The 21,926-nt window shown below is 65.8% G+C and carries 22 protein-coding genes; 12 read left to right on the top strand and 10 right to left on the bottom strand.

The window, feature by feature from the left end:
- Nucleotides 1-36: 36 nt before the first annotated feature.
- Entirely contained in the window at nucleotides 37-825 is a 789-nt protein-coding gene (gene xth / locus WBP06_RS12600) for an exodeoxyribonuclease III (protein WP_395328191.1), read from the top strand.
- A 23-nt stretch (nucleotides 826-848) separates the two neighbouring features.
- Nucleotides 849-1,883, top strand: a complete 1,035-nt coding sequence (gene ribA, locus WBP06_RS12595; protein ID WP_395328188.1) for a GTP cyclohydrolase II — start codon at nucleotides 849-851, stop codon at nucleotides 1,881-1,883.
- 30 nt (nucleotides 1,884-1,913) lie between these two features.
- Here the strand turns inward: ribA and WBP06_RS12590 are convergent, their stop codons facing one another.
- Together WBP06_RS12590 and mgtE are read right to left on the bottom strand one after the other, a co-directional pair.
- Nucleotides 1,914-2,369: a hypothetical protein gene (locus WBP06_RS12590; RefSeq protein WP_395328185.1), complete on the bottom strand. Its 456-nt coding sequence runs from the start codon at nucleotides 2,367-2,369 to the stop codon at nucleotides 1,914-1,916.
- 37 nt (nucleotides 2,370-2,406) lie between these two features.
- Nucleotides 2,407-3,885, bottom strand: a complete 1,479-nt coding sequence (gene mgtE / locus WBP06_RS12585) for a magnesium transporter (protein WP_395328182.1) — start codon at nucleotides 3,883-3,885, stop codon at nucleotides 2,407-2,409.
- A gap of 192 nt (nucleotides 3,886-4,077) precedes the next feature.
- Between mgtE and WBP06_RS12580 the strand changes: the two genes are divergently transcribed.
- Nucleotides 4,078-4,548, top strand: coding sequence for a peptidylprolyl isomerase (locus WBP06_RS12580; RefSeq protein ID WP_395328179.1), 471 nt, complete (start codon nucleotides 4,078-4,080; stop codon nucleotides 4,546-4,548).
- A 55-nt stretch (nucleotides 4,549-4,603) separates the two neighbouring features.
- On the opposite strand, the gene WBP06_RS12575 is transcribed toward WBP06_RS12580, so the two are convergent.
- Nucleotides 4,604-5,026, bottom strand: a complete 423-nt coding sequence (locus WBP06_RS12575) for a hypothetical protein (RefSeq protein WP_395328176.1) — start codon at nucleotides 5,024-5,026, stop codon at nucleotides 4,604-4,606.
- Nucleotides 5,027-5,198: 172 nt separating this feature from the next.
- On the opposite strand from WBP06_RS12575, the gene WBP06_RS12570 reads away from it, so the two are divergent.
- Entirely contained in the window at nucleotides 5,199-6,878 is a 1,680-nt protein-coding gene (locus tag WBP06_RS12570) for a SulP family inorganic anion transporter (protein WP_395328173.1), read from the top strand.
- Here the strand turns inward: WBP06_RS12570 and WBP06_RS12565 are convergent.
- Genes WBP06_RS12565 through ybeY form a run of 3 tightly spaced genes read right to left on the bottom strand, consistent with a single transcriptional unit; the run spans nucleotide 6,875 to nucleotide 9,253 of the window.
- Nucleotides 6,875-7,759: a LysR substrate-binding domain-containing protein gene (locus tag WBP06_RS12565; protein ID WP_395328170.1), complete on the bottom strand. Its 885-nt coding sequence runs from the start codon at nucleotides 7,757-7,759 to the stop codon at nucleotides 6,875-6,877. The two genes, WBP06_RS12570 and WBP06_RS12565, sit on opposite strands and share 4 nt — an antisense overlap.
- Before the next feature lie 56 nt (nucleotides 7,760-7,815).
- A complete protein-coding gene (locus WBP06_RS12560) occupies nucleotides 7,816-8,739 on the bottom strand; it encodes a hemolysin family protein (RefSeq protein WP_395328167.1) in 924 nt (307 codons plus the stop codon).
- Nucleotides 8,740-8,761: 22 nt separating this feature from the next.
- Nucleotides 8,762-9,253 (bottom strand): rRNA maturation RNase YbeY, encoded by a 492-nt coding sequence (ybeY, locus tag WBP06_RS12555; protein ID WP_395328164.1) that lies wholly within the window; start codon nucleotides 9,251-9,253, stop codon nucleotides 8,762-8,764.
- Nucleotides 9,254-9,461: 208 nt separating this feature from the next.
- Between ybeY and WBP06_RS12550 the strand changes: the two genes are divergently transcribed.
- Nucleotides 9,462-9,983, top strand: coding sequence for an NMCC_0638 family (lipo)protein (locus WBP06_RS12550; protein WP_395328161.1), 522 nt, complete (start codon nucleotides 9,462-9,464; stop codon nucleotides 9,981-9,983).
- Between the two features lie 26 nt (nucleotides 9,984-10,009).
- On the opposite strand, the gene WBP06_RS12545 is transcribed toward WBP06_RS12550, so the two are convergent.
- Entirely contained in the window at nucleotides 10,010-11,038 is a 1,029-nt protein-coding gene (locus WBP06_RS12545) for a PhoH family protein (protein ID WP_395328158.1), read from the bottom strand.
- 280 nt (nucleotides 11,039-11,318) lie between these two features.
- On the opposite strand from WBP06_RS12545, the gene WBP06_RS12540 reads away from it, so the two are divergent.
- Both WBP06_RS12540 and WBP06_RS12535 read left to right on the top strand, forming a co-directional pair.
- Nucleotides 11,319-11,768 (top strand): RcnB family protein, encoded by a 450-nt coding sequence (locus WBP06_RS12540; protein WP_395328156.1) that lies wholly within the window; start codon nucleotides 11,319-11,321, stop codon nucleotides 11,766-11,768.
- A 203-nt stretch (nucleotides 11,769-11,971) separates the two neighbouring features.
- Nucleotides 11,972-12,565 (top strand): hypothetical protein, encoded by a 594-nt coding sequence (locus tag WBP06_RS12535; RefSeq protein WP_395328153.1) that lies wholly within the window; start codon nucleotides 11,972-11,974, stop codon nucleotides 12,563-12,565.
- 3 nt (nucleotides 12,566-12,568) lie between these two features.
- Here WBP06_RS12535 and WBP06_RS12530 read toward each other — a convergent pair whose 3' ends face one another.
- Nucleotides 12,569-13,276 carry an alpha/beta fold hydrolase gene (locus tag WBP06_RS12530; protein WP_395328150.1) on the bottom strand — a complete coding sequence of 236 codons (708 nt, stop codon included), beginning with the start codon at nucleotides 13,274-13,276 and terminating at the stop codon, nucleotides 12,569-12,571.
- On the bottom strand, nucleotides 13,273-14,607 hold the full coding sequence (miaB, locus tag WBP06_RS12525) for a tRNA (N6-isopentenyl adenosine(37)-C2)-methylthiotransferase MiaB (RefSeq protein ID WP_395328147.1): 1,335 nt from the start codon (nucleotides 14,605-14,607) through the stop codon (nucleotides 13,273-13,275). Before miaB ends, WBP06_RS12530 begins: the two co-directional genes overlap by 4 nt.
- 119 nt (nucleotides 14,608-14,726) lie before the next feature.
- On the opposite strand from miaB, the gene WBP06_RS12520 reads away from it, so the two are divergent.
- Nucleotides 14,727-15,944, top strand: a complete 1,218-nt coding sequence (locus tag WBP06_RS12520; protein ID WP_395328144.1) for an amidohydrolase family protein — start codon at nucleotides 14,727-14,729, stop codon at nucleotides 15,942-15,944.
- A 6-nt stretch (nucleotides 15,945-15,950) separates the two neighbouring features.
- Here WBP06_RS12520 and WBP06_RS12515 read toward each other — a convergent pair whose 3' ends face one another.
- On the bottom strand, nucleotides 15,951-17,525 hold the full coding sequence (locus WBP06_RS12515) for a DUF1570 domain-containing protein (protein WP_395328141.1): 1,575 nt from the start codon (nucleotides 17,523-17,525) through the stop codon (nucleotides 15,951-15,953).
- Between the two features lie 368 nt (nucleotides 17,526-17,893).
- Between WBP06_RS12515 and WBP06_RS12510 the strand changes: the two genes are divergently transcribed.
- The 4 genes from WBP06_RS12510 (at nucleotide 17,894) to nagZ (ending at nucleotide 21,923) form a co-directional block, all read left to right on the top strand.
- Nucleotides 17,894-18,133: a helix-turn-helix domain-containing protein gene (locus WBP06_RS12510; protein WP_395328138.1), complete on the top strand. Its 240-nt coding sequence runs from the start codon at nucleotides 17,894-17,896 to the stop codon at nucleotides 18,131-18,133.
- 117 nt (nucleotides 18,134-18,250) lie between these two features.
- Nucleotides 18,251-19,996 (top strand): arginine--tRNA ligase, encoded by a 1,746-nt coding sequence (argS, locus tag WBP06_RS12505; RefSeq protein ID WP_395328135.1) that lies wholly within the window; start codon nucleotides 18,251-18,253, stop codon nucleotides 19,994-19,996.
- A gap of 3 nt (nucleotides 19,997-19,999) precedes the next feature.
- On the top strand, nucleotides 20,000-20,818 hold the full coding sequence (locus WBP06_RS12500) for an SPOR domain-containing protein (protein ID WP_395328132.1): 819 nt from the start codon (nucleotides 20,000-20,002) through the stop codon (nucleotides 20,816-20,818).
- A 94-nt stretch (nucleotides 20,819-20,912) separates the two neighbouring features.
- Nucleotides 20,913-21,923 carry a beta-N-acetylhexosaminidase gene (gene nagZ, locus WBP06_RS12495; protein ID WP_395328129.1) on the top strand — a complete coding sequence of 337 codons (1,011 nt, stop codon included), beginning with the start codon at nucleotides 20,913-20,915 and terminating at the stop codon, nucleotides 21,921-21,923.
- Nucleotides 21,924-21,926 lie beyond the last annotated feature (3 nt).

Below are 21,926 nucleotides of genomic sequence, written 5' to 3'. Positions count from 1 at the left end.
TGGCAATTCGCGGGTGGCATCCCTAAAGCCTTGGCCATGAAGATTGCCACCTGGAACATCAATTCGGTCCGCCTGCGCCTCGATCAGGTAGAGCGTTTCCTTACCGAGCAGACCCCCGACGTGCTCTGCCTTCAGGAGATCAAGGTCGCCGAGCATCTCTTCCCGCATGAGATGTTCGAACGCCTCGGCTACACCCACCGCGCGATCCACGGGCAGAAGGGCTATCACGGTGTCGCCACCGTCTCGAAAGTGCCCTTCACCGAATTCAGCCGCCATGACTGGCAGGACAATGGCGAGGCCCGCCATGTCGGCGTGGAGCTTCAGGGGGCAGGGCAGGGCCTGATCCTCGAAAACGTCTACATCCCCGCTGGCGGCGACGTCGCCGATCGCACGGTCAATCCCAAGTTCGGCCAGAAGCTGGACTTCCTGGAGCGCATGACGCGCTGGGCGGACAAGGTGGACCGGCCCACGCTGATCGTCGGCGACTTCAACATCGCCCCGCTCGAATCGGACGTCTACGACCACAAGGCGCTGCTGAAGGTCGTCAGCCACACGCCGATCGAGGTGGAGACGCTGGGCCGCTTCCGCGACGCGCACGGCTGGGTCGACCTTGGGCGCCAGTTCATCCCCGCGCCGGAGCGCAATTACTCCTGGTGGTCCTACCGCAGTTATTGGCGGCAGAAGGATCAGGGCCGCCGTCTGGACCACATGTGGGCTTCTCCCGACCTTGCCAGGCAGGCGCGCGCGCACAGCTTCGTGGAAGAGACGCGCCGCTGGGAACAGCCCAGCGACCACGTGCCGCTGATCACCGAGTTCGAACTCTGAGCGAGCAGGGCTCCTCCCGCCGCGTGGCGCTGGCGCTGGATGCGCTGCGCCACGGCTGGCCGATCCGCATCGGCGATCGTGCTGCGTTGCTGCCCGCCGAGACCGGCTTCGCACCCGGCGTAACCGCGCCGCGCATGCTGATCTCGGCCGCGCGCGCCGTGACGCTGAAGCTGGCCAACCAGCGTGAGGCCGCCGTGCCGGAGGCACCGGTGCTGATCCGCGCGGCGGAGCCCTTCGATCTGGCCGCCGCGCGCGCCATTGCCGATCCCGCGCTCGATCTGGTCCATCCGATGAAGGGCCCGTTCGCGGCCGAACATATCGACGATGGCGAGGCGGCGCGCACGGCGATGGAACTGGCGCGCCTTGCCGGTATCCTGCCTGCCTTCCTCGTCGCTCCGGAGCCGATGGGCGAGGTGCAGCAGGTCACCCCCGCCGATCTCGCCGCGTGGAAGGAAGTGGGCAACCTCGTCATCGCCTCCCGCGCCCGGCTGCCGGTGGCGGCGGCCGAGGATGCAGAGATCGTTGCCTTCCGCGCGCTGGATGACTTGCGCGAACATGTCGCGCTGGTGATCGGCACGCAGGATGGTGACCGCGCCCCTCTGGTGCGGCTCCATTCCGAATGCCTGACCGGGGACATCCTCGGCAGCCTGAAGTGCGATTGCGGCCCGCAACTCGATGCGGCGCTGCGGGCGATGGCGGAAGAGGCGGCGAACGGCGGCTGGGGCGTGCTGCTCTACCTGCGCCAGGAAGGGCGCGGCATCGGCCTCGTCAACAAGCTGCGCGCCTATCAGTTGCAGGATCAGGGCTTCGATACCGTCGATGCCAACAACCGGCTGGGCCTGCCGACCGAGGCGCGGGATTTCCCGGTGGCGGCACGGATGCTGCAACTGCTGGGCGTGCACGCGATCCGGCTGATGACCAACAATCCGGCCAAGGTCGCCGCGCTGGAAGGCGTGGGTGTTGCCGTGGCGGAGCGCGTGCCGCACAAGCTGCCGCCCAACCCGCACAACGCGCGGTATCTCGACACCAAGCGCGATCGCACGGGGCATATTCTCTAGCCTTGGAAGGTCGTTCGACCGAGTGTTCGCTCAAGGCCGCGGTGCCGTCGTGCTCTCTTTGGAAGGCAGCGGGGGAGGCTGCGTCGCTTGCCATTCGTCCGTCGAGTATTCGACGCAGATTCGGCCCTTGCCGCATTTCATGCTCGCGGTAATGGTCCGCCGAAACTCATCGACCTGATCGCATGGTACGGATGGGCCAACGACGAGAACCATGCCGCCAAAGGGATTGTGTGCGGCCTCGGCAAGCAGGTGCTTCAATTGCCCATTGGTAACCGGGTTTCCGTTCCACTCCAGTTGGCCCGGTTCTATGTTGATGGCATTCGACCACATCAGCTCGCCTGACTGACTGCCCTTTGGCATCCAGTTAGCCTGCCCAGGCGAGCACTTGCCCTTGCTATATGTTGCAACCGGTGAATTTTGCGCCGTGGGATTGCATCCGGCTATCAGCACAAGCGCTGCCATGGCGAACAGCGCTGATTTCTTCACACGCCCCTTCATGGTCGGTGCGCTGTCAAAACCAGCCTCAGGCCAGCCCCGTGAGCACCGCGAGGCCAAGGAACGAGAAGAAGCCCATCGTATCGGTCGCCGTCGTCACGAACACGGCCGAGGAGACGGCCGGGTCGATGCGGAAGCGATCGAGCGCGACGGGGACCAGGATGCCGGCAAGCCCGGCAGTCAGGTTGTTCACCACCATGGCCGTCGCGATCACCGCGCCCAGCAGCGGGTTGTGGAACAGCAGCCATGTGCCGGTGCCGATCAGCGCGCCCAGGGCAAAGCCGTTGGTCAGCGCGATCCGCAATTCGCGGAAGATCATGCGCACGGTGTTCGAATCGGTCAGCTGGTTGGTGGCGATGGCGCGCACCACCACGGCCAGCGTCTGGGTACCGGCATTGCCGCCCATGCCCGATACGATCGGCATCAGCACCGCCAGGATCGCGAACTTGGCGATCGCCCCCTGGAACAGCCCCACCACGGAGGAAGCGATCATCGCCGTGCCCAGATTGACCACCAGCCAAGCCAGACGCGTGCGCACGGTGACCAGGATCGGTTCGTTGATGTCTCCATCGCCGGCACCGGACAGGCGCAGGATATCCTCGCTCGCCTCTTCCTGAATGATGTGGACGATATCGTCGACGGTGATCTGGCCGATCAGCCGCCCGGCCTCGTCCACCACGGCGGCGGAGATCAGCGCGTATTTCTGGAAGCGCAGCGCGACTTCTTCCTGATCCATGTCCACCGGGATCAGCGTCTGGTCGCGCGACATCACGTCGTAGAGCGGGATGTTGCGCGGCGTGCGCAGAATCCACGAAAGCGCGCAAGTGCCGATCGGGCGGTGCATCGGATCGACGATGAACACTTCCCAGAACTCGGTGGGCAGTTCGCGATGTTCGCGCAGGAAATCGATGAGGTCGCCCACCGTCATGGATTCGGGCACCGCGACGAAATCGCGGCTCATCAGGCGGCCGGCGGATTCCTCGGGGTAGGACAGCGCCGATTCGATGGCGGCGCGGTCTTCCGGCTCCATCTCGGCCAGGACGGCCTGCTGGTCCTCCTTGTCGAGGTCTTCCAGCATGGCGACGGCGTCGTCGGTATCCAGCTGTTCGGCAATCTCGGCGACGACTTCGGCGGGCAGCGCCTCCATCAGCGCTTCGCGCACCCAGTCGTTGAGTTCCGCGATCACCTCGACGCTCATCAGGTCGCGGATGGCGCGGGCCAGGTCCAGACGTTCGCGTTCGTCGAACAGCTCGAAAAGGTCGGCGATGTCGGCCGGGTGGAGCGGCTCTACCAGGTCGTAGACCCGCTCGAAATCCTCGTCGTGCAGCGCGTCCTTCACGCTGCGCACGAATTCGGATTTCAGGTGGTTGTCCTCGTCCAGGCTTTCGGATTCCTTGCCGGAATCCTTGCCTGAGTCCTTATGGCTTTCGGGCTCGGAATCGGAAGCGCCGTCCTGCGCGTCGAACGCGCGATCCTTCAGCTCTTCGTCGATATCCGGTTCCGTCATGATGGTGGGTCTACGCGCCAATTTCGCAATTGCAACAGGGGCAGGCCACCGCGGTAAAGGTCGGTGCGAAAAATGATGTTCACAGCCTGGTGCCACGCCCGGCGCGTGACTTTGTCATGATCTGCCTTATATCGGGGGCCAAGCCAGTTCCGCCGGATGCAACCAGTGGTGGCGGACAACAGGAGATTATCGATGGCCGACGAATATCTGACCCTCACTCTGGACACCGGCAACGGCGAAGCCAGCGACGTCAAGATCAAGCTGCGCCCCGACCTGGCCCCCGGCCACGTTGAGCGCATCAAGGAACTGGTGGGCGAGGGCTTCTACGACGGCATCAAGTTCCACCGCGTGATCCCGGGCTTCATGGCGCAGGGCGGCTGCCCCAACGGCACCGGCATGGGCGGTTCGGACAAGCCCGACCTGCAGGCCGAATTCAACGCCGAACCGCACGTGCGCGGCGTCTGCTCGATGGCGCGGACCAGCTATCCGCACTCGGCCAACAGCCAGTTCTTCATCTGCTTCGACGATGCACGCTTCCTGGACAAGCAGTACACCGTGTGGGGCCAGGTGGTCGAAGGCATGGAGAATGTCGACGCGCTTCCCAAGGGCGAGCCGCCGCGTGAGCCGGGCAAGATCGTGAAGGCGACCATTTCGGAAGGCTGATCCTTTCCGAAAGGCCTGAAATACGAAGGGGCGGCTCCGCAAGGGGCCGCCTTTTTCATTTGTCCGGTGCCGCGACGGGATTGGCCACATGGCCGGGAAGGGGGGTGAGGAACCTGAAACCCTCACTGCAGACGGTTCGGTTGTGTCGGCAATCCAATAGGGTGTCGATCTTGTCCCGAACCGCTTCAAGCCGTGCGCAGGGTAGCCCCATCTCCGTTTCCAGCACCAATTGCGGCTTAGGATTGTAGCTGCGCGCGGTCTTGAGCATCCGGTTCAGAACGGCGTCGGATACAGGCACGCCGTTCCAGTAAGCCTTGCCGTGCCGGTCAAGGGTCAATTGATTGTAGATTGCTTCGGGGCCCGTCGCGTCGGGCATAGACCAATAGCTGCGGGGCGCGGTGCACGCGATTGGCTGTTTCCGGGAACAGCCGGGCAGGGCGGCCAGCAGCAGGATCGCGACGAGAAACGGATGCCTCATCGGTTTCAAACTATCACGCCCAAGTCTTTGTTCAAGGCTCTGGCGGAAAAGGCAATTCCGGCAATATTGCACGCGGGCCCGGGCAGGGGCTGCTTGCGGTCATGACAGTCACCCGGCCGAACCGGGGATAGTCTGTATATCCACCGAGGCCGGGACCGCGCATTGATCGGGCATGAGCGCGGGGACTTCTCCAGACGACAGCGGACCGCGCGGGAAGTGGCGGCGGCTGGGCCGTGAACCGATCGCGGGGCTGATCGCGGCGGTGGTGGCGATCCCCGATGGCCTTGCGGCGGCGGCGATGGTCGGGGTCAATCCCGTGCTGGGGCTCTATACCGGAGCGATCGCGCCCGCCGTGGGCGGTGTGCTGGTCAGCACCCAGCGCCTGCTGATCAGTGCCACCAGCGCATCGGCCATCGCGGCGGCAGAGGCGCTGTCCGCCTATCCCGCCGCCTTGCGGGCGCAGGCATTGACGGCACTGGTGCTGCTGATCGGCGGGTTCCTGGTCTTGCTGGGGCTGCTGCGGGCGGGGCGGTTGGTGCGCTTCGTCTCGCACGCGGTGATGACCGGCTTTCTCCTGGGCGTGGCGGCGGCGCTGGTGCTTGACCAGTTGCCGCAACTGCTGGGCTATCACCCGCCGCCGGGCAATCTGGTGATCCAGACGGTGGGGCTGTTCGCGCATCTCGATGCGGTCGTGCCGAAGGCGGCGGCCATCGGTGGGCTGGCGCTGGCGGTCCTGTTGGTGCTGCGCCCCACGCGGCTGGGCAACTGGGCGCCGCTGATCGCGCTGCTGCTGCCCACGGTACTGATGGCGTGGCTGGGATGGACCGACGTGGCGACGGTGGGGCGACAGGGGGAGAGCGGGCTGCCGCTGCCGCAAATTCCCCTCCTGGCCATCGTGACCCCGCAGCTGGCCGGCACGGCGCTGGCGATCGCGCTGGTGATCGCGGTGCAGGCGGCGGGGGTCAGCCAGGGGGCGTTCAATCTGGACGGATCGAAAGTGAACGTCTCGCGGGACATGATCGCGCAGGGTGCGGCCAATCTGGCCGGCAGCCTGTTCGGCACGATCCCGGCAGGCGGCTCGGTGGGGCAGACCGCGCTCAACATCAGCCTTGGCGCGCGGACCCGATGGGCGGCGATATTCTCGGGCCTCTGGATGCTGGTCTTCGTGGTGCTGATTCCGCATCTGGTGGCGAAAGTGCCGATGCCGGTGCTGGCCGCGATGATGGTGGTGGCGGGGATCGGCGCGCTGAACTGGCGCGAGGCGTTGAGCGTCTGGCGCGTTGGCGGTGGCGCGCGCTGGGCGATCGTGGTGACCTTCGCCGCCACGCTGCTGACATCGATCCCCAACGCCGTGGCGGTTGGCGTGATCGTGACGGTGGTGACCTTCCTGCTGTCTTCCGCGGCCGACATCAGGGTCTTCGCGCTGATCCGCCAGAGCGGCGGCGGCATTCGCGAGGATGCGCCACCGGCGCGGCTGCCTTCGCACGCTGTCACCATTCTGGAAGTGCGGGGAAGCCTGTTCTTCGCCGGCGCCCGCACGCTGGGCGAAAAACTGCCCGATCCCTCGCAATCGGTCGCGCCCGTCGCGATTCTGCGGCTGCGCGGCTACAGCCCGGCGGGGGCGACCTTCATCGAAGTGCTGGATCGCTATGCGGACGAGATCGCGCAGGTCGGCGGGGCGCTCTATCTGAGCGGCGTGGGCCCGGCGCTGGCGGACCAGTTGAACCGAGCCGGCAAGCTTGACCTGGGCGGCTCGGTTCACATTATCGGGGAAACGCCCTTATTGGGGGCATCGACCCGGGGCGCCGCTGCCGAAGCGCTGGAGTGGCTGGCGGCGCATCCGGAAGATTAAAGCCCGGCCTGCAATAGCCACTCGTGGAAGATGCGCACCGGGCGGTTTTCCAGCGCCTTGGGCTTGCACACGAACCAGTAGCGATAGGGGCTTTCGACATCGACGTCGAACAGCCGGGCCAGACGGTTGTCATGGCTGCGGCGGAAGTGATCGTCGTGCATGATGGCGATGCCCAGGCCCTGCGCCGCCGCTTCCAGCACCAGCTGGCCGGAATCGAAACGGTCTACCGAGGCGGGCTCCAGCTTGTTCATGCCCATCGCCTGCTTCCAGGCGTCCAGGCTTTCGGGCAGGTCCTGATGGATCAGGAAGGTCTGCTTGGACAGGATCGCCTCATCCGGGACATTGCCGATCTCTGCCGCCATCTCCTTGGAAGTGATGGCGTAGACCTTGTTGTGGTCCAGCTGGATGCGGTAATAGGCCGGGTCCGGCTCCTTCGCCAGGATGATCGCCGCGTCCAGCGTGTCGCCCACACGGTCTTCCAGATGGGTGCCGGTGTCGATGTCGATATGCAGGCGCGGGTGCAGCTTGCGCAGTTCCGGCAGGCGCGGGAACAGGCGCTGGCCGCCGAACAGCGACGGCACGCCCAGGTGAAGACGCAGGACCTGGCCACGGTCGATCTGCGATTCCACCGCTTCCGCCAGTTCTTCCAGCTTCGGGCCGACCACGTTGTAGAAGGCCATGCCTTCGTCGGTCAGCTTCATCGACTGGTGCTGGCGCGTGAACAGGCGCTTGCCGGTGAAGTCCTCCAGCGCGGCGACGCGGCGCGAGAGGGCGGAGGGGGAAAGCGCCAGTTCGTTGGCCGCCGCCTTGGCAGAACCAAGGCGGACGACGCGGACGAAGGCTTCAAGTGCGCGCAGCGGGGGGAGACGGCGTACTGGCAATGTCCAAGTCTTTTCTTTTTTTGAGTACGACGTGGCCGGAATGGCGGCGCCGGAAGCTACTCGGGTTGGTCTTCCGCCTGTTCGGATGGCGGGTGGAGCCGAAGCCGCGTCACGCGCCGTTCGTCGCCGTCGGTGACCTCGATCCGCCAGCCGCTGTCATGCTCAAGGATGGTGCCAACTTCGGGAACGCCGCCGGCCAGCACGAAGGCAAGCCCACCCAGCGTATCCACCGCTTCCTCGACTTCGGCGAGGCGCGGGTCGATCCGTTCCGCCACATCCTCAAGCTCGACACGGGCGTCGGCGTCCCAGATACCGCCCTCTTGCGAAATTAGCAACTCTTCGGGGGCATCGTCGTGCTCATCCTCGATGTTGCCCACGATTTCCTCGACCAGGTCCTCGATCGTGATGATTCCGTCGGTGCCGGAATATTCGTCGATCACCACGGCCAGGTGCGTGCGCTGCGCCCGCATGTCCACCAGCACGTCCAGCGCGCCGCGCGCTTGCGGCACGTAGAGCGGCTGGCGCAGCAGGGTGGTCCAATCCTCCGGCGGCTGTTCGCCGCGCGCCAGGATCGGGAACACGTCCTTGATGTGGATCATGCCCTTGATGGCGTCCAGCGAGTCTCCATAGACTGGCATCCGGCTATGGCCATGCTCGGCAAAGGCCTCGATCACGTCGGCCCATTTGGCCGATGCGGGGATCGCCACGATCTCGCTGCGCGGCACGGCCACGTCATCGGCGTCGTGCTCGCTGAAATGCAGCAGATTGCGCAGCATCTGCCGTTCCAGCGGCGAAAGATCGCCGTTGGCGGCGCTGGATTGCTCCGCATCGCCTTCGTGTTCGTTGATGACGCCTTCGATCTGCGCGCGCAGCGACTGATCGACGTCGTTCTGGAAAAGTCGCCGGATGACACGCCAGAGCGTGCCGGTACTGTCCCCATCTCCCGAGCCGGACTCGGTGTGGCGGCCATTGTCGGCCATCGTGCTTGTTTACCCCTGAGGTTTAAGTGCGGTCCCCATATGGGTCGGGAATGCCGATCAGGGCAAGAGCCTTTGTTTCCAGCGCTTCCATCGCCTCTGCATCGGCGTCGGAAATCTCGTGGTCCAGCCCGGCCAGATGGAGCAGGCCGTGGACGATCAGGTGGGTGGCGTGGTTCTCCACCGAGATACCCTTGTCGGCCGCCTCGCGCGTGCAGGTTTCCGCCGCCAGCGCCAGATCGCCCAGCATTTCCGGCGGTCCGTCCGCGGCCAGATCGAGCAGGTCGGCGCGCTCCATCATCGGGAAGGACAGCACGTTGGTGGGCTTGTCCTTGGCCCGCCATTCGCGGTTGAGCGCGTGGACTTCCTCGTCGGACGTGAACAGCACGCTGGTGATCAGCCGCTGGTTGTCCAGTTCCGGCGCCACCTGGACCAGCGCTTCCAGCGCGCGTTCGGCAAGGTCGGCCCAGTCGGTCTCGGTGGGCCAGGGTGCTTCGATGTCGATTTCTAGGTCCATGGGGGGCGTTTACTGCCTGCCGCACTGCAGGTCGAGCGGTGAACGCCTCGTTCGCGCGATCGACGGTGCAAGCTATTGCCGAAGCTGGAATTGCGCATCAGAACGGGGCGGTCAAACGGAGAAGTGAGCGGGGATATTGGCAGTGGCGTTACTATTGGCTCTTGCGGCAGCAGCTAGCGCCGATGTCAGTGATGAAAATCTGGCGCGGATGGCATCGTTGTATGACGAAGTCTGTCTGCGCGCATTTCCGGATGACGATGCGGTCGTTTCGCTCCTGAAAGCGCGGGGCGCACGCGAGATGTCGGCGGAAGACGTCAAGGTGACGATGAATGACGATCCCGCACGCGGCTGGACGCTGCCGGGCGAATTCACCACAGTGTGGCTGGAATTTCCGCCCTACCACGCCTGTTCGGTGCGCTGGAACTCGTCGCAGATGCCGAACACTCAGGCTTACGTGGCGCTTCGCGATGCATTCGCCAAAGGCCATGCACGCAGTGGATCGATCACCGAACAGACCTTCGAAAAGGACCTGCAGCAGCTTCACATCAAGGCTTCGGTCACGGCTTTCCAGCCCAAGTCGGATGAAGGTGGCGACGGCGCACAGGCAGAGAGCCTGTTGCTGATCACACAAAGCATCAACAATCCGGGGCGCCGGGCAATCGGAGAGACGGGGTACGTCGTGCGCATGGTTCACCAGCGCTATTCGCCGGCGGCGACCACGGGCGACTGATACGCCATGGTCGCCGCATCGGCTCCTTACTCGTACTGCGACAAAGGCCCTTCGTAAGCCTCGACGATCCGCCCGACGATCGGGTGGCGCACCACGTCCGCCACGGTGAAGCGGGTGACGTCGATGCCCTCCACGCCTTCCAGCCGGCCGACCGCGTCGGCCAACCCGCTCATGCGCTCGCCGCCCGGAATGTCGATCTGCCGGGGGTCACCGCAGACGACCATGCGGCTGTTCTGGCCGAAGCGGGTGAGGAACATCTTCATCTGTTCGCGCGTGGTGTTCTGCGCTTCGTCGAGGATGACGAAGGCATCCGCCAGCGTGCGGCCGCGCATGAAGGCGATCGGCGCGATCTCGATCTCACCCGCGGCAAGGCGGCGTTCCACCTGCTCCGGCGGCATGCAGTCGTAAAGCGCGTCGTAGAGCGGACGCAGATAGGGATCGACCTTGTCCTTCATGTCGCCGGGCAGGAAGCCCAGCTTCTCACCCGCTTCCACGGCAGGGCGCGAGAGGATCAGGCGCTGGACCGATCCGGTCATCAGCTGCGAAACCGCCTGCGCCACCGCAAGATAGGTCTTGCCGGTGCCGGCCGGGCCCAGTGCGAAGATCACGTCCGACCGGGCCAGCGCGCGCATATATTCGATCTGCGTGGCGGAACGCGGCACGATCGTCTTGCGGCGCGTGCGGATCATGATCGGCGGGGCACCGGCGTCGCCGCTGATGATGCCTTCCAGCGTCGGCTCGGAAGACATCGCGATCAGCGATTCGATCGCGCCGGAATCGAGATCCTGGCCCATCTCAAGCCGGTGATACATGCCTTTCAGCGTATCCCGCGCGCGGGCCACGGCGTCTTCCGGGCCTTCGATCTGGATGCGGTTACCGCGTGCCGAGATATAGACGCCGAGCCGGTTTTCGACCTGTACGAGGTTTGAATCGAACTGGCCGAACACGGCTCCCAGCAGCGTCTGTTCGTCGAACTCGACTTCGGTGCGCGCCCTGCGATGGGTTTCAGGGCGTAACTGCGCCGGATCTCCGGCACGGGCTGCTTTGCGGGCCATGCGCTCCTTTCAGGTGAGGATGCTTTTTCGTCCTGCCCTGAAGATGGCTCCGCATGCCGCACTGCGCAAGGCGGGGCTATACGAAAGTTGCCCGGTTCCTGGTGGATAATCCCCAATTTCGGCGCGGTTTGAACGGTTTGTCGCAAGTCGGCGACACTTCTGACCGATTCCTGCACGGCTTGTTGCAACCGCGTTCAGGCACGGAGGTTAAAAGCTGAACTCACCCCAAGGACACCTAGGGTCGCCCGAAAGAAGGTGAGCCGAATCAAGGAGAAATATAATGCGCAAGATCATCATGGCTGCACTGGCTGCCAGCATTGCGGTTCCCAGCATGGCCATTCCCACCCTGGCGTCCGCCCAGTCGATGCGCGAAGTTCGGCATGACCAGCGCGAAGTGAATCGCGACGTGCGCCGCGGCGACTACCGCGAAGCGCGCGAGGATCGCCGCGAACTGCACGAGGATTGGCGCGACTATCGCCGCAGCCACCGCAACGACTATCGCCGTCCGGCCTATCAGGGCCCGCGCGGCTACGCCTATCGCCCGGTCGCCGTCGGCTATCGCTTCCAGCCGGCCTATTACAACAACCGCTACTGGGTGAACGACTATGCCCGCTATCGCCTGCCCGCACCGCAGGCCGGCCATCGCTGGGTCCGTTATGGCAACGACGTGGTCATGGTGAACATGCGGAGCGGCCGCGTCGCCACCGTCTTCAACGGCTTCTTCTGGTAAGGCGCCACGCCGTACAGGAGATAGCCCCCGCCGCCCGGCGGGTCGCGGGAGGGGTTCCGGAGCGTGAGGCGCCGGAACCCCTCTTTTATGCGTGCTCCACTTTCCGTTCGTCCATTCGGATCACTCGGGCGCATGATGGGTACAGGCACCTATGCGACAGGCCGATCTTGCGGTCATGGCGGCAGTGCGGTTAGCCTATCCCTATGACAAGGCCCAATTCCACCAGCATCATGCGCGCCGCTCCGGCCGCGCTTGCCGTCGCCGCCCTCGCGCTTTCGCTGGCCGCCTGCAAGAAGGAGGAAGCGCCGCCCGAAGTGGTCGCCACCGCCAGCGAGACGTCGGAAGCCACCGAAGTCGCCGAGATGAGCGTGGAGGACTGGATCCGCGCGAACTACAAGGATGCGGTCTCCAGCGATCTGGGCACGCTGCAATATGCCACCGCCGAAGTCGATCTGGACGGGGACGGCACGCCCGAAGTTCTGGCCTATCTCGGCGGGCCGATGATGTGCGGCACCGGGGGCTGCAACCTGCTGGTGCTGAAGCGCGATAACGGCAGCTTCAAGAAGGTTGGCGAAGTCAGCGTGGTGCAGCTGCCGGTCGGCGTGCTGGACAGCAAGAGCCACGGCTGGCGCGATCTGGCGGTTACCGTATCGGGTGGCGGGATGCCCGAAGGCATGAAGCGGCTGCCGTTCGATGGCAAGGGCTACCCCGAGAATGCCACCGTGCAGCCGGCCAGCGATTCGGACACGATCGGCAAGACGCTGATCTCCGCCGACGACCTCAAGCCGTTCGAATGACCGTTACCGTGTAAGCCAGCGCCGGAAGGCGGCGTTGACCGCCTCCGGCTGCTCCATCGGCGCCATGTGCCCGGCATCGGCGATGACCTCGTAAACGGTTTCCGCCAGAGGTTGGGTCAGCGCTTGCACCATTTCCTCGGCAAGGCGGGGCGGGGTGAGGGCGTCCATGTCGCCCACCATGACCATCGTCGGAACCGTCACCGTGCTCAGTGTCTCCAGCGAATCCTCGCGGTCGATGATCGCGGCCTGCTGGTCCATGTACGTGCCGAAACCGACGCGCAGGGCCATCTGCACCACGTCCTCGAACAGCGGTTCCGGGCAGTCGGGCGCGACCAGCTGGCGCAGCGATCCGCGCAGCACATGTTCGAACCCGCGCGACCGGGCCGTGGCGATGGCGGCGCGGCGCAGCGCAGCCTGCTCCTCGGTATCGGCGCGGGCATTGGTGTCGACGAGGGCGAGGCGGATGACGCGTTCCGGCGCGCGGCGCCAGATTTCCATCGCCACATAGCCACCCATCGAGAAGCCGGCGATCGCGAACCGCTCCGGCGCGGCGTCCAGCACGCGGCTGGCCATCAGCGCGATCGAATCGCCCTTCAGCGTATCGCCGATGGAAATCTCCGCGATGTCCGCCAGCCCGGCGACCTGCGCCTGCCAGACATGGCGGTCGCAGGACAGGCCGGGGACGAGGACCAGCGCTTCCCGGTCGCTCACGCGGTGACCGGGCTCAGCAACCGTGCGGAGATCGAATTCGCGATGGCCTCGCTCAGTTCGACGGTGACGATATCGCCGATCGCCACGTCGCCGGTGAAGTGTACCGATTGCAGCCAGGGCGACTTGCCCACCCATTGCCCCGGATGCTTGCCCTTGCGTTCCACCAGCACGTCGCAGGTCTTGCCCACCGAAGCCGTGTTGAAGGCAAACTGATCGCGCAGCAGCGCGGCCTGAAGGCGCTGGAGGCGCTCGTCCATCACCGCGAGGGGGATCTGGTCTTCCATCGTCGCGGCGGGCGTGCCGGCGCGCGGCGAATACTTGAAGCTGAAGCACTGCGCGTAGCGAACCGTATCGACCAGCGCGAGCGTATCCTCGAACTCGGCATCGGTCTCACCGGGGAAGCCGACGATGAAGTCGCCCGAAAGCGCGATATCGGGGCGCACTGCGCGCACGCGGTCCAGAATCTTCAGATAGCTTTCCGCCGTGTGGCTGCGGTTCATCGCCTTCAGCACGCGGTCGTTGCCCGCCTGTACCGGCAGGTGGAGGAACGGCATCAGCTTCGCCACTTCGCCATGTGCGGTGATCAGCCCCTCGGTCATGTCGTTGGGGTGGCTGGTGGTGTAGCGGATGCGGGCGAGATCGGGGATTTCCGCCAGTTCGCGGATCAGCCCGTCCAGGCCGACCTTCCGGCCCTTCGCATCCTCGCCATACCAGGCGTTGACGTTCTGGCCCAGCAGCGTGATCTCGCGCGCGCCGGCATCGACCAGCCGCTTCGCCTCGTCGATCAGGTCGGCGTGGGGGCGCGAAACCTCGGCACCGCGCGTATAGGGCACCACGCAATAAGTGCAGAACTTGTCGCACCCTTCCTGCACGGTGAGGAAGGCCGCCGGGCCGGAGCGCCTGCGACGCGGCAGCGCGTCGAACTTGGTTTCCGCCGGCATGTCCGTATCGGTGACGCGCTTGCCTTCCGTGGCCTCGCGGATCATCTCGGGCAGGCGGTGGTAGGCCTGCGGGCCGACCACCATCTTCACTGCCGGCGCACGCGCCATGATCTCGTCCCCTTCCGCCTGCGCGACGCAACCGGCGACGGCGATCAGCGGCGAGGAGCCATCGTCGCGCCGCAGGCGGCCGATGTCGGAATAGACCTTTTCCGCCGCCTTTTCGCGGATGTGGCAGGTGTTGAGCACGACCAGGTCGGCCTCTTCGCCTTCCGGCGCGGCGGTGATGCCCTGTTCGGCCAGCAATTCGGCCATGCGCTCGCCATCATAGACGTTCATCTGGCAGCCGAAGCTCTTGACCCGATAGGTCTTGGGAATCTGGGTGGGACGCATGACCGGCCCGATACACGCGTTTCAGGCGGTTTTGAAGGGGGAGGGCGCAGGCCTTGCGCCGGGCGGAGCATTGCGCTCCATTGCGGCCGGTCGCGGTGCGGCGACGGACGAGGGTGTGCATGAAAAGACTGGCAATGGTAGCGGTGTGTCTGGCCGCGATGGGTTTGGGCAAACCGGCTTTCGCAGACGATTTCGCCATCGTCGGCGCGCGGGTCTACGCCGATCCGCAGGCGAAGGCGCTGGACGACGGCGTCGTGATCGTTCGCGATGGCCGCATCGCTGCCGTCGGGCCGCGCACGAAAGTCGTGGTGCCGCAGGGGATGCGGCAGGTTTCAGGCACCGGGCGCACGCTGGTGGCCGGATTCTGGAACAGCCATGTCCATCTGCTGACGCATGATCTGCTCCATCCGGAGGCGGCCGATCCGGCCAAGCTGGAAGGGCAGCTCCGCGACATGTTCACGCGCTGGGGTTTCACCACCGTGTTCGATCTCGCCTCCAGCACCGCCAGCGCCACCACGCTGCGGCGGATGATCGGGGCGGGCAAGATCGCCGGGCCGCAGATCCTGACGGTGGGCGATCCGTTCTTCCCGAAGGACGGCACCCCGGTCTACGCGCGGCCGCTCTACGAGGCGGAGCATATCGCCATCCCCGAAATCCGCTCCACCCCCGAAGCCGTGGCGCGGCTGGACCGGCAGGCAGCGGCGGGTGTGGACGGGGTGAAGCTGTTCACCGGCGCGATCCTGGGCGCGGAGGAGGTCATGGTGATGCCCGCCGACCAGATCCGCGCGCTGACGGCGGAGGCACATCGCCACCACCTGCCGGTCTTCGCCCACCCGACCAATCGGGAAGGCATGGCGGCGGCGGTGGACAACGGCGTCGACGTGCTCGCCCACAGCGCGCCGATCGCCGGGCCCTGGGATGCGGCGCAAGTCCGCAAGCTGGTGGCCAGACATGTCGCGCTGGTGCCGACGATGATGCTGTTCGAGGTCTATCCGGCGGACGCCACCCCGGTCTCCACCGTGGTCCAGCAGGTCCGTGCGCTGAGCGAGGGCGGCGGCGAGGTGCTGTTCGGCACCGATGCCGGGTTCATGGACGTGTTCGATCCCAGCGCCGAATATCGCCTGATGGCGCAGGCGATGGACTGGCGGCACGTGCTGGCCGCGCTCACCACCACCCCGGCGCGCCGCTTCGGCCAGTCGGCCCAGCGCGGCCGGATCGCGCGTGGGCTCGCGGCCGACATGGTGCTGCTGGACGGCGATCCGGCAGCGGACGCCACGGCCTTCGCGAAAGTGGCCATAACGATCCGCGCTGGAGACGTGCTTTCCGGCGCGAAGTGAGAAGGCTCAGTTCGCGCCAGCCGCGCTTGCGGCCACCCCTGCCGCTCCATCGCCCTTCCAGTTCGGATCGGTGTCTATCCGTGTGACAAGGGCGCGGGCGGCCCTGGCGTTCTCGCTTTCATGCGGAGAATTCGCCACGGGGAGAAGAACGATCTTGGCGTCCTTCAGCTGACCGCGAGCCAGGAACGCCTGCCCCAGCATGATGCGCAGATCATTGTCGAACGGCGCCACTTCCATCGCCCGGATCAGGCCGGAAAGTGCCAGATCGGTAGGCCTCTTTCCCTGTTCGGCAAAGCTGCGGAAGAAATAGATCAGCGGGATCGGGTTGTCGTTCTCGACACGGTTGAGCTTCAGGAACGGCGCCACCGCCTGGGTATAGGCCTCCTGCGGATTGTTCGCGTCCTTGGCCAACCGGAACAGCGCATAGCCCTTCTGCACATAGGCGTTCACCCGGGCCGGATCGATGGCCAGCGCGGCATCGGCGGCGGCGATGGCTTCCTTGTCGTGCCCGGCGTCGTATTCGGCCTCCGCCAGTTCCGAAAGAACGGCAGCGTCGTGCGGATATTGCGCCGCGACCGGGCGGGCCAGTGCAAGCACAGCCTCCGCATTTTCGGACGAGCCGACCCCGCGCTTGGACCGGATCAGTGCCGGCATGATCGCGCTTTCCCCGTCCGCTAGCGGCCGCACCTTCACCGTGCCGACCTGCAGCAGGGAAGCCGGGATTGTCAGGCTCTCCATCGTTCGCTTCAGCATATAGCGGTCAAGGTTGTATTCCAGCGTGTCCAGGCTGCCGAAGGCCCGCTCTGCCGCCTGGCGCTGGTCCGTGCCGGCATCCAGCAGCGTCAGATAGGTATCCAGCTGGCCTTTGCGGGTCGGTTCGAAAGTCAGGTAATGGTAGAGGAGCCAGCTTTTGCCGTAGAAGGCATCGTATCCGTAGGTCTTGCGCTTTTCGTATTCCATCGGGTCCAGCACTTCGACCGCGGTCATGTGCTTTTCCGCGAACAGTTCGTTGAAGCGCATCCACGCCGGCTGGCCCAGCCGTACGCTGCCATCCTGATCGAATTTGCTGGCGGCGAAGAATTCGGCGATGCCTTCGTTGAACCAGCGCGGGCGCGACGGCGAATTCGAAATGGCCATGAAGTGGTGCGCATATTCGTGCAGCAGCGCGGCCATCGAACGGTCGGGATCGCCGCCGCTGGTCTGAAGATCGGACACGAATGCCACCGATCCGCCTGCGCTCGCGGCATAGAAGCCACCGATATAGTTGCTGGTCTTCAGGTCTCGGTCGCCGCGATACAATGCGCGCAACGTATTCTCGTCACGCAGGACGAATATCGTTACGCGATTGGACGAGCTGGGCACCGGCGCGGTCGCGTGCAGGGCCAGCGCCATGGCCGCCTGATAGCGTTCCAGCTGTGCGGCAAAGCGCGTGATGTCGCTTTCGCTTTCCTGCGCGTATATCACGAAGTGGTCGCTCGACGCCTCCATCCACGGGGCGGCATCGGCGCTGCCCGCGCCAAGCAGCCCGGCCGAAGACAGCGCCATGATCGACGCAAGCCGCTTCCACAGTTTCCGATGCATGTAAGTGCCCCATTCCCCCATTCGCTGCCCGATTATGGCAACTGGGCGGGATTGACCAAGGAATTGTGATGACCGGCTGCGGGGGATTGCGGAGCCGGTCCTGGGCGGGCTTTCGCAGCGGCCGCAATGGCGCCGATCCCGATGAATCGCGGCGGGATTAAAACTCTGAAAGCGGGGTTCGGGGGCAGCGGACGTTGCCCCGCTGCGACTGACTTCGCTGCGCTCCGTAAGTCTCGCGGCCCTCCCGCAAGCGGCAGGGAGGCGGGGGTGGGCATTCACAACCGCCGCAATAGCAGCGCGGCCGGAAGGTCCACTTCCGCTGCCGGCCAGTTTTCCTACACCTGCCCGGTCGCGATACGCTGTGCGGCATGACCAAGACCCGCACCCGCCGCCCGCATTCCGAATACCGCTGGACCAAGGCCAAGGCGCTCGCCTTCCTGCGCGCGCTTGGCCTTGGCCGTTCGGTCGCGGCGGCGGCGCGGGAGGTGGGGATGAGCCGGCAATCGGCCTATCGCCTGCGCGCACGGCTGGGGGAGGGATTTGCCGCAGCCTGGGATGAAATGCAGCGCAGGGGTGCGATCTGCAAGGTGACACTGGAAGGTCTATAAGGTGACAGTTTCATCGCAAGGTGACGGTTTTTCCCCTGGACCGTGTCAACCGTGTCAACCACTCTGTCACCTTGCAGCCTGTTCCCCTTTCGCTGCACTTGCGCTATCCGCGCGCGGATGAGTGAGAACCAGACCCTTTACGCCGCCTTCGCAGGCCACCTCAACGCCGCGCTCGATGCGCTTGAAGCAGCGGGCACGCTGCCCGGCGGGTTGAAGCGAAGCGCGATCACGGTCGAACCGCCGCGCGATGCCTCGCACGGCGACCTGTCGACCAATGCGGCGATGGTCCTCTCCAAGCCCGCCGGCCTGAAGCCGCGCGATCTGGCCGAAGCGCTGGTGGCGGAACTGTCGAAGCTCGATTCGGTGACTTCGGCGGAGATCGCCGGGCCCGGTTTCATCAACTTGCGCCTCTCGGCCGCCGCATGGCTGGCCGAACTGCGCGCCATCGCCGTGCTGGGCGCGGACTATGGCCGCTCGACGGTGGGTGGCGGCACCACCGTGAACATCGAATACGTCTCGGCCAACCCGACCGGTCCCATGCACATGGGCCACTGCCGGGGCGCTGTAGTCGGTGACGCGCTGGCGACGCTGCTGGAGTACGCGGGCCACAAGGTCATCAAGGAATACTACGTCAACGACGCCGGCGCGCAGGTGCAGGTGCTGGCCCGTTCGGCCCACGTGCGCTACCGTGAAGCGCTGGGCGAAGACGTGGGCGCGATCCCCGAGGGGCTCTATCCGGGCGACTATCTGGTGCCGGTGGGCCAGCAGCTCGCCGCCGAATTCGGCGACACGTACGCCAGGGCGCCCGAATCGGAATGGCTGACGCTGTTCCGCGAGAAGGCCGTTGCCGCGATGCTGGTGATGATCAAGCAGGACTTGGCGCTGCTGGGCATCCACCACGACCTGTTCTCTTCGGAGGCCGAGCTTCAGGCCTCCGGCAAGCCGGACGAGGCCGAAGCGTGGCTGCGTTCGAAGGGCCTGGTCTATGACGGCGTGCTGGAAGCACCCAAGGGCAAGACGCCCGAGGATTGGGAGCCGGTGGAACTGCCGCTGTTCAAGTCCACCCAGTTCGGCGACGATCAGGACCGCCCGATCAAGAAGTCGGACGGCACCTGGACCTACTTCGGCGCTGACCTCGCCTACCACTTCCAGAAGGCGCAGACCGCAGACGCGCTCGTCGACATCTGGGGCGCGGACCACGCCGGCACCGTCAAGCGCATCAAGGCCGCCGTCGCCGCCATGACCGGCGCCGATGGAGCGCCGACGCCGTTCGAGATCAAGCTGGTGCAGATGGTCCAGCTGCTGCGTGATGGTGAGCCGGTGAAGATGTCCAAGCGTTCGGGCAACTTCGTCACCTTGGCCGAAGTCGTCACCGAAGTGGGCAAGAACGTGGTGCGCTTCACCATGCTCACCCGCAAGCCGGAAGCGCAGATGGACTTCGACTTCGCCAAGGTGGTGGAAGCGTCGAAGGACAACCCGGTATTCTACGTGCAGTACGCCAATGCCCGCGTCCACTCGACGCTGCGCAAGGGCGCCGGCGAAGGTTTCGCACCCGGTTCGGACCATCTGGAAACGCTGGGCGAGGAAGAGCTGGAGCTGGTCAAGCTGGCTGCGCAGTTCCCGCGCATCGTCGAAGCTGCCGCCGCCGCGCGCGAACCGCACCGCATCGCCTTCTTCCTGGGCGACATGGCGGCTGCGTTCCATGGTTACTGGAACCTGGGCAATGACCGCGTGGAAAAGCGCTTTATTAACGCCGAAGATGGTAACCTGACCTCCGCGCGGCTTTTCCTGGCCGCGCAGATCGGGCAAATTGTGCGCAACGGTCTGGCGCTGCTCGGCGTCGAGGCCGTGGAGGAAATGTAATCGATGATGAGCTGGGGTGACGATCGGGACGAGCCGCGCGCGGGCGCCTTCGGAGAAGGTGACCGTGATGCGGGGCGCGATGCGGGCCGCGCCGCCTTCGAGCGGCCGCAACAGCTCGACCTGGGCGACGAGGACGTGCGCCTGCCCTGGCTGGAAGGCGAGGATGAGGAGTTCGAACCGCAGCGTGCCGGTGGCGGCAGCCAGACGGCGCTGCTGGTGGTGCTGGCGCTGGTCGCCATCGGCGCCATCGTCGGCGGGATCTTCTGGGCCACGCGCCACAAGAACGACCAGCCGCTGGTCGCCAGCGGCGGCGTGATCGAGGCACCCAAGGAGCCGTACAAGGTCCGTCCCGAGAATCCGGGCGGCGATGTCGTCGCCGGCACCGGAGACACCAGCTTTGCCGTTGCAGAGGGGCAGAGCCGCGCGCCGCAGATCGGGCAGGGCCAAGGTGGTCAGGATAGGTCCGATGCGCCGGCGCCGGGCTTCGATTCGAATACGAAGGCACCGGCTGCGGCAGACAAGCCTGCCGCCCCGACGACTGCCAAGCCCACCGCCACTCCGGCCGCCAAGCCCGAGCCCGTGGTTTCCGGCGTCGGCGTGCAGGTTGGCGCTTATGCCAACAAGGCCGCTGCCGAAGCGGGCTGGGCGACGCTGAAGGTGCAGTATCCGGCGCTTTCCGGCGTCAATCACCGCGTGGTCGAAGGGCAGGCCGATATCGGCAAGGTCTTCCGCCTGCAGGCGGTGCCGGGCGATCTCGCCGCGGCGCGAGCCTTGTGCTCCGGCATGAAATCGGCCGGGCTGGGGTGCCAGGTGAAGCAGTGACAATACCGGAAAGGGCGGCTCAAGAGGCCGCCCTTTCCACATTTCCGAGCAGCCTTTCCTTGCGAACGGGCGCGAACTTTGCGAGCAAACCGGCATGACACCCGCGATCTTCGGCCTTTCCGGGCTGACCCTCAGCGACGACGAGCGCGCCTTCTTCAAGGAGGCCGATCCCGCCGGCTACATTCTGTTCGGCCGCAATGTCGAAAGCCGCGATCAGATTCGCGCGCTGACCGACGATCTGCGCGCGATCCACGGTCGCGACCGACTGCTGATCAGCATCGATCAGGAAGGCGGCCGCGTCGCCCGGATGAAGCCACCCGTCTGGCAGGCCTATCCGCCGGGGCAGGCGTTCGACCGGCTTTATGACCTTGCCCCCGCCAGCGCGATCGAGGCTGCGCGCGATAATGCCGAGGCACTGGGGCAGGACCTGGCCGAAGTGGGCATCTCGGTCGATTGCCACCCCACGCTCGACGTGCGGCAGAAGGGCGCGCACGACGTGATCGGCGATCGCGCCTTCGGGTTCGAGCCGATGCGCGTCGCCGCGTTGGGCCGCGCCACCTTGCAGGGGCTTGCCCGCGCCGGCGTGGTCGGCTGCATCAAGCACATCCCCGGCCACGGCCGCGCGATGGCGGACAGTCACAAGGAACTGCCCACCGTCACCGCCAGCGAGGAGGAGCTGGAACTCGATATCGAGCCGTTCCGCACGCTGAACGACACGCCGATCGGCATGACGGCGCACGTGCGCTACACCGCGTGGGATGCCGAGAACCCGGGCACGCTCTCCCCCTTCGTGATCGGCGAAGTGATCCGCAAGCGCATCGGCTTCACCGGCCTGCTGCTCAGCGACGATCTGGATATGCAGGCGCTGTCCGGCTCTGTGCCGGACCTTGCGGCGCGCGCCATTGCGGCGGGCTGCGACATTGCGCTGAATTGCTGGGCGAAGATGGACGACATGGTGGGCATTGCGAATGTCCTGCCCGCACTGGACGGCGAGGCGGCGGCGCGGCTGGAACGGGCCCTGGCGTCCATCGATGGCATCACCGGCACCGGCACCCACGGCGAACTCGTCTCCCGGCGCGACGCGCTGCTGGCGCTGGCGGCCTGAGCC

The sequence above is a fragment of the Novosphingobium mississippiense genome, from assembly GCF_044029535.1.
Classification (GTDB): domain Bacteria; phylum Pseudomonadota; class Alphaproteobacteria; order Sphingomonadales; family Sphingomonadaceae; genus Novosphingobium.
Note: the sequence above shows the minus strand (reverse complement) of the source record. Positions and strands in the feature narration are given on the sequence as shown.